Source organism: Parabacteroides caecihominis (assembly GCF_023656785.1).
Classification (GTDB): domain Bacteria; phylum Bacteroidota; class Bacteroidia; order Bacteroidales; family Tannerellaceae; genus Parabacteroides; species Parabacteroides segnis.
The window spans coordinates 25,888-40,099 of record NZ_JAMOKS010000005.1 but is presented as its reverse complement, the minus strand read 5'-3'; the positions used below and the strand labels follow the sequence as shown (position 1 = coordinate 40,099).

Here is a 14,212-nt window from a genome sequence, read left to right as displayed (position 1 = left end):
TGTAGTTTGAAAAGCAAGCAGGTGCCGGGCATATCGGTCGGAATGCCGGACCCTCGAAGACGGGACGGTAAATTCTCCCAAGACTCCGGGTATGAAAAAAACGAAGCGAGTTCGCAAAAAAGAGACTTCCCTTTCTTGCGAACTCGCTGATAAATAAGTATATTGACGCGCGTTATGGGCGGTGGAATGTGTGTGTGTGTGTGTGTGTGTGTGTGTGTGTGTGTGTGTGTGTGTGTGTGTGTGTGTGTGTGTGTGTGTGTGTGTGTGTGTGTGTGTGTGTGTGTGTGTGTGAGCAAATAACCTGAAACAACCAAATTTTCAGGCACAAAAACAACAGGAAAAGATGTTTTTTTCCGAGCGGAAGATTTCACGGCGGCACAATACGGCGATATGTTCGCGACCCTTAGATCCCGATACCTCGATAACCGTATTTCATATAACCGCTTCGTCATCTTTTCAATCTTGTTTTGTTATGCTGCAAAAATGCAGGCTTAATTTTATAAAAAGTTGTCCGGTCTGCTCAATCTGAATTTGAGGTGAGAAAAACTTTTCCGATAAAAAAACGCCTGTCGCAAAGATGGGATGAATTTTCTTGGGAGGGCTTGCAGATTGTACCTATCTCACTACGCAAATCGTTATATCGGCAGAAAAATTATTGCAGATCGTACAAACGCGTAACGAATTGCAAGAAAAAGGCTAAAAAGAAGGGGGAAAGGCATTATTATTCAAGTTTTTTGTTCTATTTTTGAAAAGTCAGAAACAAAGCAAAAATGGAGTTGAACAATAGTATGATTACTGAAATAGGATGGGTCGTGCAAGTGCTTACGGCACTTTGCTGCATCGTGTATCTGCTATTGGTGTTGCATTCCTGTGAAACCTCCGGCGACCGGAGTGTCCTGAAAACCGTCATTGCTTATATTACGGTTTTATTCTTACCATTCTTTTTCGGGGTGGTTTATCGTTTAAATCCGGCGTTCTATGTCTGCATCGCTCCGCTGGTATTGTTTGTACTGGTGATCTCCCCCGTACTGCTCTATAAAATCGTTTACGGGCTCACAAATACGAAAGGCGGAAAGCGGTTTTCACGCTTGCATTTTGTTGTTCCGGTTGTCATAACCGTGATATGGACCGTGATAACCACCTTGTCGGTTCCGTTCGATGTACGGGTGGACATTATCCGGAATTTCGCGCAGCCGGCTCCCGGTTACGAGTGGCAGTCGGCATACTTTACGAGCCTGTCGCTGCACATCTTCGGTTTCGGCTTGATATATCTTCCGCTCTCTTGTGCCGGGTTATTGGTTTACCGCAAGGCGACCTCAATGGAAGGCCATCCCAACTCCCGTTACCGGATGCGGTGGATGAGTGCCGTCCTTGCACTTTCCATCCTGTTCGCCCTGTCGGGCGGTCTGGTATCTGTCACCGGAAACCGCCATATTTATTTCAACCAGCTAAAGACGGGAACGCAAGGTGTTGCCAATATAACCATCCTGTTTATCTTTACCCTGAATATCCTGCGAAAGAATTACCCGCCCCGCCAAACAAGGAGGAATGCCCTCGTGCCCGTGTCTGTGCCGGAAGACGCGCATGACTCCGCGGCATTAGAGATGAAACCGGAAAAGAAAGAGGCGCGGCGGAAACCGCTGACGACAGAAAAACGACCGGTAAAACTGACTAAGGGAAATCTCGAATCTTATTTTCGCAGCGAAAAGCCGTGGCTCGACCCCGGACTGACTCTCGTAGGATTGGCGGAAAAACTGGGTACGAACCGGGTAATCCTTTCCGGTTTCATCAACCGGACGTACGGGATCAACTTCAATACATGGGTGAACGAGTGGCGGCTGCAAGAACTGGAACGCTTGCGCAAATACAAGAAATACAGCAAGCGTCCGCTGACCGAACTGATCGCACGAGCCGGATTCGGCAGTTACGATAGTTACCGTAGAGCAAAGGAAGTATACAAGGGAAAGGAGGAAGACGATGAACAATGATACATTCTTATTGATGTTGTTCGTGTATAGCGCTCCCGTAGTTTCGGGCCTGCTATCCATCGCTTTCCTGCATCTGGCCGGAAACAGGAAACAGGGAAGTATGGATATGGAACTCCGTAAACCACTGACGGCTTATTTTCTCACAGTCGCTGTCAACTGGACATTTGCCATGTTGCTGCTTTTCGCTCCCGCCGTGGTGGCCGGCCTGAATGGATTGGTTTACTCGCTCCTGCTGTTGGTACAGGTATTTTTATATCATTATCTATATATCCTTACGGCCGATACCGGCGAGAAGCCGTTCACATTCTGGCATTACATACTACCGGTCGTCATATTTGTCGGATTGACCTTCTGGGCGGCACAAGTCCCGCCGGAAGCCCGTATGGCCTCGATAGCCGTACCCGCCCAAAGCGGTGATTCGGGACTTTATACCTGTAACTTGTCCCTGAATGATCCTTCCCTTGCCTGGTACAATGCGGCCGTCCGTTCCAAGCCGCTTGTCCGCACACTCTACAGCCTGATATATTCAATTCTGGCGGTCAGGCGTATTTTGCGGTATCGTCGAAGAATCGTGAATTTTTCCGCCGATACGGAGAACACTTCCCTGGGATGGTTACTCTTTACTATTGCGTTGGCTTTTCCGTTATTTCTCACACCGGTGATCGTCGCCTTGGCGAGCCCCTATAAAGCCTTGGTAACATTTCTGGGTGCGTTTCCTGCCATCGTCATATTCATCCAGTTGCCGGTGCTTTGCTACTACACGGTCACACACCGTTATGTGCTGCTGATGCAAACCGATGCGACGGATACCGACTCCGGTACGGAGATAACCGCGGGGAAAATCGAGCGACAGCAGTTGGAGGAGTTTATGACTTCATCGAAACCTTACCTGAAAGCCGACCTGAAGATCACTGATCTGGCAGGGCCGCTTAAAACGAACCGAAACTACCTTTCTTCATTCATTAATACGACCTATGGCATGAACTTCTCACAGTTTATAAACGGTTACCGCCTGCGCGAGTTGGACGCACTGAGAGCGGATGGGAAATATATCCGGTTGGATAATCTGGAACTCATTCATAAAGCGGGGTTCGGAAGTTACCATGCCTACTACCGGGCTAAAAAACAGCAGGATAAACTGAAATTGCTACCTCTCGACGAGTGATATATAATCAAAACGAATATCGGGTACAAAGCGGTTTTATGTGAATTTCTACTCTTTTATCATCCAAAATACGCCTGACGGCCTGATATAACGCATTAATTTAATTGTGTCCATTTGCTCTCAGTTGCTATTAATTAGCCTACATGAGAACCTACATCGTAGAATAGGGGTTTCTACTAAAAAAGGGGCCTCAATAAAAGGGGCAACTTTTTTTGTTTAGAGAAAAGGCGAACCTTATCTCTTTTGAGGGTATATTTATTTAGAAATGTAGATTTTTTAGTGTTTGTAAAATAGTATATTTGTATCCTGTACAATGGAATTGGTTTAATAGTAAATAGTATGAATAAAACTCTCTCATCTTCATTTGCAGCGGTTTTGTCTGTGGCAGGCGTTTCTTCCATACCCGGTTATGTACAGGCGCAGCAGCCGGTTAAACCCAATGTTATCTATATCTATGCCGACGATATGGGAAAAGGTATGCTGTCGGCTTATGGTCAACGGCATTTCACGACACCTCATATTGATGCGATGGTTACCCGGGGGACTTCTTTCGATAATGCATACGGTTGTATGTTGTCAGCTCCGGCAAGAGCCTCTCTGCTGACCGGCTATCACGATTGTCATCCGGATAAATGGATGATATCGAAGGGAGGACAGTTTATTCCTCCGACTGATAACCTCTCATTGATTCCGGCTCTTGAGAAAGAGATAGACGATGGGGATATTCTTTTAGGGGAAGGCGATTATTATCTTCCGCAGGTATTTAAGCAAGCCGGTTATGTAACCGCCGAGATCGGAAAGCTGGAATGGGGTTTTACGGCTACCCGCAAACAGATGAAGGAACATGGATGGGATTATTATTATGGTTATCTCGACCATGTACGTTGCCATGGTTTCTATCCGCCGTTTCTGTTTGACAACGGTGAGATTGTAACGATTGACGGGAATACTCTTCCGAACTGTGGAAAGAGTACGGAAAATGAAACAGATGAGACTTTGCGGGAACGATGGGATAGAAATGGTAAAGCTGTTTATTCGCAGGACCTTTTTCTGGATAAGATGCTGTCTTTTATTCGTGAGAATAAGGATAAGCCCTTTTTCCTGTTTCATCCGACCCAGTTGCCGCATGGTCCGGTAGCTATTCCGGCCGTTCATCCGGAGTTGGCGGCCAACCCTGAGTTAACACCGATAGAAAAAGAATACGCTTCTATGATTAAGTTGCTGGATGATCATGTGGGGATAATTATGAATGAGCTTCGTGATCTGGGGTTGGATAAAAATACGATTATAGTCTTTGCCGCCGATAACGGGCATGAGATCTATTATTCGCAGAAAGGAAGATGTGAAAAACCTTATAAGAATCTGCAAACCGGCCAATTGTTTGATGACTATACAGATAAATATTACAGCGACCTGGCAGGCGATATCTTTAACGGGAATGCCGGTATGGCCGGAATGAAGCGGAGTAATCTGGATGGCGGCGTACATATCCCGCTGATCTTTTACGGTGAAGGATTGATACCGGTTGGCGTGAAAAGCAAGGAATTGGTTTCCAATTACGACTTCCTGTCTACGATGGCTGATCTGTTAAACGTTTCGCTCCCGGTAAAGAAAGACGGTATCTCTTTCCTGCCTACTTTGCTGAATGGGAAGCAAACAGATCCGAAACGGTATGTCGTATATGGCTCCAATCTCGGACCGGGCATTGTTATGAACGATGGCTGGAAACTCCGTTATTACAGGAAACAAGGCGTTTATGAGTTGTACAACTTGTCTGACGATCCGCAGGAGCGCAAGAACGTGATTGATAAATATCCGGAGAAAGCGGAAGAACTGAAAGCTATTATGCTGAAGGAATGTGACGGAAGCCTGGAAAATGGGGTAAACAGATACGGATAACTACTCAGGGAACACAGATTAATGCATATCACATCTGTGTTCCTTTCATATCACAGATGGATTCCGTTTGTATCACGGTTGAGTTTCTTTTGTATCACAGATGTGATATGAATAAACTTTGGCATTTTGCTGACTCTACATTTGGCTTCGTCGGTTCGTTCAGGAGGCTAATCCATTCCTTCCGGGCGTCTGTCGGCACTACCTGTTTTCCAACAGGCTGTCCTGTTCAAGTAGCCATTTCCAAATCGGAACAACAGCGATCTCTTTTCCGTCTTCCACAATCATTTCTTCTTCATCGTGAGTAATGATGAGTAGTTTATCTGTTTATCGATTATAAAAGATAATATTGCATCAATTTTATCGATCATAAAAGATAAAAGAGGTATAGAGGCGATGTTTACAGAAATATGTTTGTATCCTATCAAACGAAAAGGGACGATCTCCAACAGACCGTCCCTTTCTATATAGAAAGATTGTAAGATTATTATCCTATATTCTTCACCTTGATCAGGTATTCGGCAATCTGAACAGCGTTCAGGGCAGCGCCTTTCTTGATCTGGTCGCTTACAGTCCAGAATGTCAGACCGTTCGGGTTGCTGATATCCTTGCGGATACGGCCAACGTAAACCGGTTCTTTATCTGCAACGAACAGCGGCATCGGATAGTCCTTGTTTGCCGGATCGTCCTGTAGGATGATTCCTTCGCCTTCAGCAAAAGCCTTGCGTGCTTCTTCTACGCTGATAGGACGTTCTGTTTCAATCCAGGTTGCTTCGCTATGGGCACGCATAACCGGAACACGGACACAAGTAGCACTTACTTCGATATCGGAGTGCATGATCTTGCGTGTTTCGTTATACATCTTCATTTCTTCTTTCGTATAACCGTTTTCAGTGAACACATCAACATGAGGAATCACGTTGTAGGCCAGCTGATAAGCGAATTTTTCTACAGTCGGTTCTTCGCCCTTCAACAGTTGTTCGTACTGTTTGATTAGTTCGGCCATAGCTGTTGCACCCGCACCGCTGGCTGCCTGATAAGTTGATACATGTACACGCTTAATGTGCGATACCTTTTCGATTGCCTTCAATGCAACGACCATCTGGATGGTAGTACAGTTCGGATTGGCAATGATACCGCGAGGACGATTCAGTGCATCTTCCGGGTTCACTTCAGGAACTACCAAAGGTACATCGTTATCCATACGGAATGCGCTGGAGTTATCGATCATCACAGTACCATGTTTTGTAATGGTTTCTGCAAATTCAACAGATGTACCGCCACCGGCCGAAACAAAAGCAACATCGATTCCCTTAAAGTCGTCGTTATGCTTAAGCTCCTTAACGGTGTACTGTTTACCACGGAAGGTATAAACACGTCCGGCACTGCGAGATGAGCCAAAAAGCACCAGCTCATCCATTGGGAAGTTTCTTTCGTCGAGCACGCGCAGGAACTCTTGTCCTACAGCACCACTCACGCCAACAATTGCTACTTTCATTTTGAGCACTAATTAAATTGTAATATAAAAAAATTGTTATAACTTTACCGCATCCAAAATCGGACACAATAATAGTTGTAAGCTATTAGCGTGCAAAGATAGATAATTTTATAACAAAACTATATAACTATGAAACAATTTATTCTTATTATCCTTGTATTACTTCCTGTTTGTGCATTCGCACAGTTTACAGAAACATTTGATGGTCCGGAGATCGATTCGAATAATTTATGGGAAGGTGATTTGTCTGATTTCCAAATAACGGATGATGGATGGCTTTCTTTAGTCGGAGATCCCGATAAGAAATATTCAAGACTTAAAATCTCTCTACCTTATTCTAATAATATGGAGTGGAAGTTTGACGTGAAAATGACTTTCACACCAAGTGATCCGAATCATATACGTTTTTATTTATTGACAGAGAACTTGTCATTGTTAGGGATATCTAGTGAGTATTATATACAAATTGGAAGCACTAAGAAAACTATAACTCTTCGTCGTTTTCGTGAAACGGAAAAGGCTCCTGTGCGTATTATAGAAAAAGAATTGGATGTGTTGAAACAAAATATTGTTTCGCTTAGTGTGAAAGTAACGCTGGAAAACAGTAGCCTTTGGTCCTTATATGTTCGTGAAGAAGGGGAAAGTACATATACTTTATTAGATACAAAAGAACAAAAGATATCTTCCGGGATAAAGTATATAGAATCAGGATTGGCATGTCATTATTCAAAGAAAGTAAGAGGTCACTTCATTGACAATATTGAAATCTCTTCAAATATAACTCCGTCGGAGGAAAAACCGGAAAATCCTGACACGGAAGAGCCCGTATCTCCGGTTGTATTACCAAAACTTCTTTCCGTACAGCCATTAAACTTATGTGAACTTCAATTTACCTTCGACCGACCTGTCGATATAAGCGAAGCCAGGTTTATGATATCCGACATTGGGAAAGCTGACCGTATAGGATATGCTGATGAACAGATGAAGACTGTTGTCAATACCAAATATTCGGAAGAGATGGTTGCTGGCGTTAATTATACGATCACTTATGATGGTCTTACTGATATGGAAGGAAATAAACTGGTTCCCTTTTCAGAAGAATTTGTATTGGAAGGGGAAGATGAAGAGGAGGCTGAACCCGGTTCTATACTTATTAATGAAATAATGGCCGATCCCAAGGGGCTGGAAGAGTTGCCGGAAACAGAATATGTAGAACTTTATAACACTACAGATAATGTATTTGTGCTTACAGACTGGCAATTTTCATATGGTGGAAAAGCGAAGCCTATGACGACCTTTGAAATTCCCACAAAAGGGTATGCGGTACTTTATCGTTCCGGCAGGGATATTGTGGCTGGTCCTTCTGCAGTGAAGGTGCCGTTGGATAATTTCCCGTCTGCACTGGCTAATACCGGAAAGTTGTTGCAGCTGTTTGATGGCGATAATAACCTGATTGATGAAGTAACCTATGAAAAAGCCACCCCTGCCAAATCCTGGGAACGTTCTTCTTCCGGCTGGCATCTCTCTTCCGATCCGCGTGGCGGAACTCCTGGCTCTGTTAACTCGTCCGGTAAAGGTGAGGAAACCCCTAATGAACCGGATAAACCTGTTACACCTGACGACCCCGATGAGCCGGATACCCCCGACGATCCGTCTCTCCCTGATATTACCGTAGAACCGGGAGAATTTGTTTTTAACGAACTACTTCCCAATCCTTTTGCCGGTGGTAGCGAATATATCGAGTTGTACAACCGTTCCGATCGTGCCTTGCCGGTATCCGGCTTATCGGTCGCGGTCAGGAAAGCCGATGGAACATTAAATACCCGCTATCCATTATCTTCCGTTACTGCAACAATCGAGTCGGATGGTTATGTGTTGTTGACGAAGAATCTGGAGGGCGTTACCGATTTTTACACAATCCAGTCTCCTTCTTCACTGTTTGAAGTCCCTAAACTTCCTATATTGGCGAATACTTCCTCTACGCTTGTCCTGTTCCGGAGCAAAGACGGAACAGTGATCGATGAAGTTTCCTATACCTCCAAATGGCATGCTTCTTCAATAAAAGATCAGAAAGGTGTCTCCTTGGAACGGATCGATCCCGATGCGGAAACGCAATCGCCTTCGAACTGGACTTCTGCATCTGCTACAGTGGGTTATGGAACTCCCGGTTATCCTAATTCACAATCGGATATTTCCCTGCCCGATGATCCGGATACTCCGGATGAACCGACCGGCATCAAGACACCGCAGTGGGATGAAAGTGCCGGCCATTATACTATATCCTATTATCTGGACCAGCCGGGATATAACTGCCGTGCTTTTGTCTTCAATATCGCCGGTCAGCGTGTAGCACAAATAGCTAATCACGAATTGCTGGGGTTGACGGGAAAATTGACCTGGGACGGTTATGCCTTGTCCGGGAAGCAACTACAGACAGGTGTTTATATCTTCTATGCTGAATTGTATCATACCAGCGGCACAGTAAAAAGATATAAACAGGTATTCCTTGTCCGGTAAAAGAATGTGGATAACTCGTTTATTAATAAATCGCTCTATGTTTGTTGGAGATGTTCAGATGCTTTACCTTTGTAATATCTCCAGTGGGCATAGAACATTAATCAAAATAATTGTAATGCCTATGAAAGAAGATGAATTTAAAGCAAAGAAAGAACTATTGAAAGGACTATTTATGAGGTATTCCAGCTTGATAAATAATCGTTCAGGTCAGGAGAAAGACATGGTTATGAAAAATATCGATGTCATTTTAGATTGGTATAATGCTTTACTAAAACAAAAGGAGGAATAATCTATGGATAATATAGAATATTTGAATTCACATCCGGAATATCGGAACTTGTTTCCAACGCAGAAAATGTATGATGATTTCGTGCGCTTTATGGATATGGATGAAGAAGAGCGTCGTCTTTTTTCAGAAGAAGATAAAAAGCGAATAGAAGCAATGTCACCGGAAGAGCGTGAGGAAGATTGGAATAATGTGGTGAAAGGAACTGAGTTGCTGATCGAATTTGCCAAAGTGGAAATACCTAAACTGGTTTATGAAAAGAAGATGCTGGAAGCTTCAAAGAAGCAGAATAAAGTAACCTGGGAAGATATACGCAAAAAGCTGAATAATATTGCGAGCCTATAATAGGGTGAAAGTAGCTATGAGGAGACTTTAACAATAATCCCTTCACAGCTACTTTTATTTTTTAGTTAATAAACCGCCTTATACCAGGCAAGCTGCTTGTACCAGTCTGACAACTTCGTCAGAGAGGGTTGGGGCACGAAGACCGACAGGCCGGAGAAACGCTCGATTTTTCTTGCTCCATATAATGCCGCATAGTATGAATAAGGTGTTGTATATTTGCTGATGACCGCTTTTTCCATACAAGCGGAAAAACGCTGATACTGTTCGTCGTTTGCTAGATACTTGATAAAATCATCGAAATCATAAAGCATATGTGGCTGCCTGGCAGTTAGATATTCAAGTATCTGCATATTCGACAAAGGGAGAGCATAAATATCCTCTTCAGTTTTGTCTTTTAATATGTCATTGACAATTTGTGCCAATTCGTTCAATTCGCTTGTCTTTATCAGAGATACTGTACCGTATGAAGCATTGCCGTTATTGCTGTAGTATTCATAAAAACTTTTGGTAACTGCTTCCAGATCGGCTTTGTCTTTAAACAAGGCAGGCAGGAAATCTTCATAAGGAAATCCGCGGGCAAGGACTTCGGTTGGCGATCCCAGGAGATAATCCGTTTTGTCTTTCAACTCATAAGCACATTCAATGCCGCTCATATAACAAGCGTCAAACAACATGAAGTCGAAATGAAAACCTTCCAGCGCCTCGTTCATTTCAGTTATTTCCATATATTGACTGTCTTCTTCTCCGAAAGAACGTAAAGAACCGAAATTGCCCGGAAGCCATGATGTGCCGTGGCTGGATAATACCAGGCCATAACTTTCTGCGGGAAATAATTCTGTTGCATCCTTGATTACCTTGTGCATGGTTTCCGGCAGGATAGCACTTTGGTTTTCGTAAAAACGGACGGTGTCTGTTACTATATTCCCTTTCTTGTCTTCTTTTATCTGGAACAAATAAGATCTGCTTTTGCTTTCCGAATAGTATACAACCAGATTTCCTCCGTTGAGTGCTTTGTTGGAGGCTACTGTCATCATTTGTCTGATATTGGCACGTATATCACCTCCAAGATTATAGCTGGCAACCATATAAGCAAGCACGGTCCGTTTGGCCGGTCCTTTTATTTCGATGTCTTCTTTACTGCAACTTCCCAGTAATAGCGCGAACAAAACGCTATATATAATATATTTGATTCTCATGCCTTATTATTTAAATTACAAAGTTACGTATAATTTGGTTGTCTCTAATGTTTTATATTTCTTTTTTCTATCTTTGTGTGCTAATAGATTTTAAAGCATGTAGAGAAAAGACACTGATATGAAAAAAGTATTATTCATCGCACTGTTGTTGTGCGGTATCGGGTGGGGAGCGAAAGCGCAGACTGTGGCAGTCAAGTCTAATATTCTGTATGATGCAACTGCAACGGTGAACCTGGGTGCCGAAGTTGCTTTCAACCGACACTGGTCGTTGGATATCTCCGGCAATTACAATGGCTGGGATGTTGCGAGCGACAAGTCGTGGCAGCATTGGATGGTGCAACCTGAGGCTCGTTACTGGCTGCATGAAAAGTTTAACGGCCATTATTTCGGGGTTCATGGTGTTTATATGGACTACGATATGTCTCATGTGAATTTCATGTCGGTAATGAAAAAGGATTTTGCTTACGACGGCAACGCTTATGGCGGCGGTATCTCTTACGGATATCAGTTGTATCTTTCTCCGCATTGGAACATCGAGTTTTCGGCGGGAGTCGGCTTCCTGCATTTTGAATATGACAAGTCTGCTTACCCTTCGGATAATGAAAAGGCTTATAAATACCGTAATAACTACTTCGGACCGACTAAACTCGGTGTCAGTATTGTATATATAATTAAATAAGTGAACGATGAAAACTCCGGTCTATATATTTATTTTTCTGCTGGTTGCGCTGCTGTTCCCGGTTCAGGCACAGTCGCAGACGCAAGCTCCGGCTACTACTTATAACGGCCTGATTAATATCAAACAGAATAAGGCTGAGGTAGAAGGCGACCTTTTGAAGCTGGATATGGATATTTTGCTGAGCGGCCTGTCTGTCGGACGTTATCAGACATTGATACTGACTCCCGTTTTGCGCAAGGACAATTACCTGCTTCGTTTGTCACCCATCCGTATCAACGGAGCAAATAAACATAAAATGTATGAGCGCACGGTTGCTTTTCAAGGTAAACAGGTGGCCGACGGAGATGCTTATGTTGTATTGAAAAGTGCTCCTACTTTGTTGCAGGAGGTAAACTATAAAAAAGAGATTTCTTTCCGTCCGTGGATGGAAAATGCAGAGTTGATCCTTCTCGGCGAACTGACAGATTACGATGATATCCCGGTTCAGACTTATACAAATGTTTTGACCGATCGTTTGTATATTCGTCAGGGGCAGGAAAAATAGTTTTTCCTGAAAAAGTTTTACGAAATAAGGCTTCACTCTCCGGGTGAGGCCTTTTATCTTTGTATTCATCAGGGTTTTAATGAAGATCTTGAGAGGATAGACTCAGATACTTATGAACACAGCTATTAAATAGATGCAAGGCGTTTCTCAGAACCATCACAGATATAAAAGAACTATCATACTATCATATTTTATATAATATGCATATAATCAATATGTTATTCTATGATAGTTCCTGTTTTCAACTGTCATTTACCTATCATGCAACTATCATTATCTTGTCCTGAAACCCAATACATGCTTCTTATTTTACTGAAGTATATGACTTATTTTCAGAGAAGTAGTTACTTATGTTGTTCGAGACCCGGGTGTAGACAATATTGAGACCCGGGTCTGGGCATAGTCAATATCCGGGTGTAAAACAGGCTGAAAAGGGCATCTTGAGAACAAAAAGTATGTATTCCTGTGAGATTAGTCTATATGTTTTACCAAAACATATAGGAGGAAAAGCGATATATAAGTGCGATATACCCTATTTATAAAGTCTCTTTTAGGTCCTAGAACAATGTATGTTTAGTTAAAATATAGTCCGAATGATAGTTTTATGACAGTATTATGATAGTTAAAAATGGGAACTATCATAGGATAACACATTGATTATATGTGTATTATGTAAAAATGTGATAGTATGATAGTGGATTTGACGAAACATTATTATGAAATTCCAATATAGAAATAATTGAGCTATTTAGTTTGTTGTTATGGCGACTGGTTGTAACTGGCTCCCCTCTGGAGAGGGGGCAGGGTGTGTGTTAAAGCCAGTCAATAAAAACAGACCTTGTTACAGGTTTATTTGCCGTCTGCTTTAGCTGACGGATTGGTAAATAATCTATTTCTCTGGACTTTAGTCACATTTTTTACAGGTCTCTATCTAAGAGAAATGTGGCTGAAGCCAAAAGAGAGAAACAACTTGTAAACCGTCAGCTGAAGCAGACGGCAAATAAACCTGAAATGGCTAAATGGCTGTGATAAGGCAAGTTATATAGGTAAGGATATGACACACCCCCCTTCCCCCTCTCGAGAGGGGAGCCAGGTACAACCGGTCGATAATCGGATAGCTCATATCTGATAAATACAGGGACTCCAGGAGTTTTATTGTTGGGTGACTCTGGAGTGTGTAAAAAATGATGCTTAGAAATAAACTGTTTCATCGCTGGTGCCACCGTCCAGCCAAGGATTGATACTGCCTGAGATGCTGATGTCCTGGGCTTGTATGGTGAAAGAGTAGGTTTGTTTTTTTCCTCCTTCGAATGCTTTTGTCGATTCGATGCGGTAATCTTTGTTACTCATCCGGACAATGAAAACAGGTTTCTCTACCGGGTAAAGAAGATGGTTGGTAACGATTGTCTCTTCGGTCGGAGTTATTTCTTTATTCAGGTTGTCGATAAGTGTATAAGGCGTAGTTGAGGGAGCGGCACTTAGCTTGCCAGTTTGTACGTTCAGCTGTATGGTTGACGGATAGTTCTCCATCGAAATGCTTTGCAGGATCATCTCTTCCTTAATATCATCCGCTTTCTTGAATTTAAGCGTAATGGCGGAAAGGATATGGTTGAAAGAGAGATTGACAGGGGTATCGCCAGAAGTTTTATCCCGGTCCAGTACGGGAGTTGCCCACATGATGTCGTCTTGTTTCTTCAACTCAAAGGGGATGCTTAACGGAGCGGCTGTCGCTGCTTCGGTGTAAGGGTAATAAGCGTAAAAGTTTAGTAAGGTGTCGGGGTTGATGGGGTAATGGGCATGGGCGTCGCAGGTGAGTTCATTGCTGCCGGCGGTTTTGGTGTAGGGAGAGTTGTTGAGGTCTTTGCGGAGAGTCATATTTCCTCCGGAATTGTTTTTATTATATCCCCAACCCAATATCCCGACCTGGGAGTTATCGGGAAAAGCTGTATTGTCGACAATCGCTTTCGTCAGAATGATATTACCTCCAAAGCGTATAATACTTCCTTGACCATCGGTGGATTTTATAATATCGCCATCATTATTGCAACTGAAAGTCGCAAAGAAAAGAACAGAGAGTAATAGTTTTATATTTTTCATT

The 14,212-nt window shown here is 43.0% G+C and carries 11 protein-coding genes; 8 read left to right on the top strand and 3 right to left on the bottom strand.

The window, feature by feature from the left end:
• Positions 1-770: 770 nt before the first annotated feature.
• The 3 genes from NBH14_RS05055 to NBH14_RS05045 all read left to right on the top strand — a co-directional run bounded on the left by NBH14_RS05055 (position 771) and on the right by NBH14_RS05045 (position 5,052).
• The gene (locus NBH14_RS05055; protein ID WP_186958565.1) at positions 771-1,988 is read left to right on the top strand and encodes a helix-turn-helix domain-containing protein; all 1,218 of its coding nucleotides are present in this window, start codon (positions 771-773) and stop codon (positions 1,986-1,988) included.
• The gene (locus NBH14_RS05050) at positions 1,978-3,153 is read left to right on the top strand and encodes a helix-turn-helix transcriptional regulator (RefSeq protein WP_186958564.1); all 1,176 of its coding nucleotides are present in this window, start codon (positions 1,978-1,980) and stop codon (positions 3,151-3,153) included. The genes NBH14_RS05055 and NBH14_RS05050 overlap by 11 nt, the downstream gene beginning before the upstream one ends.
• A gap of 339 nt (positions 3,154-3,492) precedes the next feature.
• A complete protein-coding gene (locus NBH14_RS05045) occupies positions 3,493-5,052 on the top strand; it encodes a sulfatase-like hydrolase/transferase (RefSeq protein WP_186958563.1) in 1,560 nt (519 codons plus the stop codon).
• Positions 5,053-5,536: 484 nt separating this feature from the next.
• Here the strand turns inward: NBH14_RS05045 and NBH14_RS05040 are convergent, their stop codons facing one another.
• Positions 5,537-6,547, bottom strand: coding sequence for an aspartate-semialdehyde dehydrogenase (locus NBH14_RS05040; protein ID WP_186958562.1), 1,011 nt, complete (start codon positions 6,545-6,547; stop codon positions 5,537-5,539).
• A gap of 129 nt (positions 6,548-6,676) precedes the next feature.
• Between NBH14_RS05040 and NBH14_RS05035 the strand changes: the two genes are divergently transcribed.
• The 3 genes from NBH14_RS05035 to NBH14_RS05025 all read left to right on the top strand — a co-directional run bounded on the left by NBH14_RS05035 (position 6,677) and on the right by NBH14_RS05025 (position 9,695).
• Positions 6,677-9,064 (top strand): lamin tail domain-containing protein, encoded by a 2,388-nt coding sequence (locus NBH14_RS05035; protein WP_186958561.1) that lies wholly within the window; start codon positions 6,677-6,679, stop codon positions 9,062-9,064.
• 121 nt (positions 9,065-9,185) lie between these two features.
• Complete coding sequence (locus tag NBH14_RS05030) at positions 9,186-9,353, top strand: hypothetical protein (protein ID WP_186958560.1); 168 nt, start codon at positions 9,186-9,188, stop codon at positions 9,351-9,353.
• A gap of 3 nt (positions 9,354-9,356) precedes the next feature.
• Positions 9,357-9,695, top strand: a complete 339-nt coding sequence (locus NBH14_RS05025) for a hypothetical protein (protein WP_186958559.1) — start codon at positions 9,357-9,359, stop codon at positions 9,693-9,695.
• A gap of 65 nt (positions 9,696-9,760) precedes the next feature.
• On the opposite strand, the gene NBH14_RS05020 is transcribed toward NBH14_RS05025, so the two are convergent.
• Positions 9,761-10,891: a clostripain-related cysteine peptidase gene (locus tag NBH14_RS05020; protein WP_186958558.1), complete on the bottom strand. Its 1,131-nt coding sequence runs from the start codon at positions 10,889-10,891 to the stop codon at positions 9,761-9,763.
• 118 nt (positions 10,892-11,009) lie between these two features.
• On the opposite strand from NBH14_RS05020, the gene NBH14_RS05015 reads away from it, so the two are divergent.
• A complete protein-coding gene (locus NBH14_RS05015; protein WP_186958557.1) occupies positions 11,010-11,570 on the top strand; it encodes a DUF3575 domain-containing protein in 561 nt (186 codons plus the stop codon).
• A gap of 7 nt (positions 11,571-11,577) precedes the next feature.
• Positions 11,578-12,114, top strand: coding sequence for a DUF3868 domain-containing protein (locus tag NBH14_RS05010; RefSeq protein WP_128134162.1), 537 nt, complete (start codon positions 11,578-11,580; stop codon positions 12,112-12,114).
• Positions 12,115-13,305: 1,191 nt separating this feature from the next.
• Here the strand turns inward: NBH14_RS05010 and NBH14_RS05005 are convergent.
• Positions 13,306-14,211, bottom strand: coding sequence for a fimbrillin family protein (locus NBH14_RS05005; protein ID WP_186958556.1), 906 nt, complete (start codon positions 14,209-14,211; stop codon positions 13,306-13,308).
• Position 14,212: the final 1 nt, after the last annotated feature.

Excerpts from the sequence above, each read along its gene's own strand:
- NBH14_RS05055 (WP_186958565.1), top strand. The coding sequence starts at position 771 with ATGGAGTTGAACAATAGTATGATTACTGAAATAGGATGGGTCGTGCAA.
- NBH14_RS05050 (WP_186958564.1), top strand. The coding sequence starts at position 1,978 with ATGAACAATGATACATTCTTATTGATGTTGTTCGTGTATAGCGCTCCC.
- NBH14_RS05045 (WP_186958563.1), top strand. The coding sequence starts at position 3,493 with ATGAATAAAACTCTCTCATCTTCATTTGCAGCGGTTTTGTCTGTGGCA.
- NBH14_RS05040 (WP_186958562.1), bottom strand. The coding sequence starts at position 6,547 with ATGAAAGTAGCAATTGTTGGCGTGAGTGGTGCTGTAGGACAAGAGTTC.
- NBH14_RS05035 (WP_186958561.1), top strand. The coding sequence starts at position 6,677 with ATGAAACAATTTATTCTTATTATCCTTGTATTACTTCCTGTTTGTGCA.
- NBH14_RS05030 (WP_186958560.1), top strand. The coding sequence starts at position 9,186 with ATGAAAGAAGATGAATTTAAAGCAAAGAAAGAACTATTGAAAGGACTA.
- NBH14_RS05025 (WP_186958559.1), top strand. The coding sequence starts at position 9,357 with ATGGATAATATAGAATATTTGAATTCACATCCGGAATATCGGAACTTG.
- NBH14_RS05020 (WP_186958558.1), bottom strand. The coding sequence starts at position 10,891 with ATGAGAATCAAATATATTATATATAGCGTTTTGTTCGCGCTATTACTG.
- NBH14_RS05015 (WP_186958557.1), top strand. The coding sequence starts at position 11,010 with ATGAAAAAAGTATTATTCATCGCACTGTTGTTGTGCGGTATCGGGTGG.
- NBH14_RS05010 (WP_128134162.1), top strand. The coding sequence starts at position 11,578 with ATGAAAACTCCGGTCTATATATTTATTTTTCTGCTGGTTGCGCTGCTG.
- NBH14_RS05005 (WP_186958556.1), bottom strand. The coding sequence starts at position 14,211 with ATGAAAAATATAAAACTATTACTCTCTGTTCTTTTCTTTGCGACTTTC.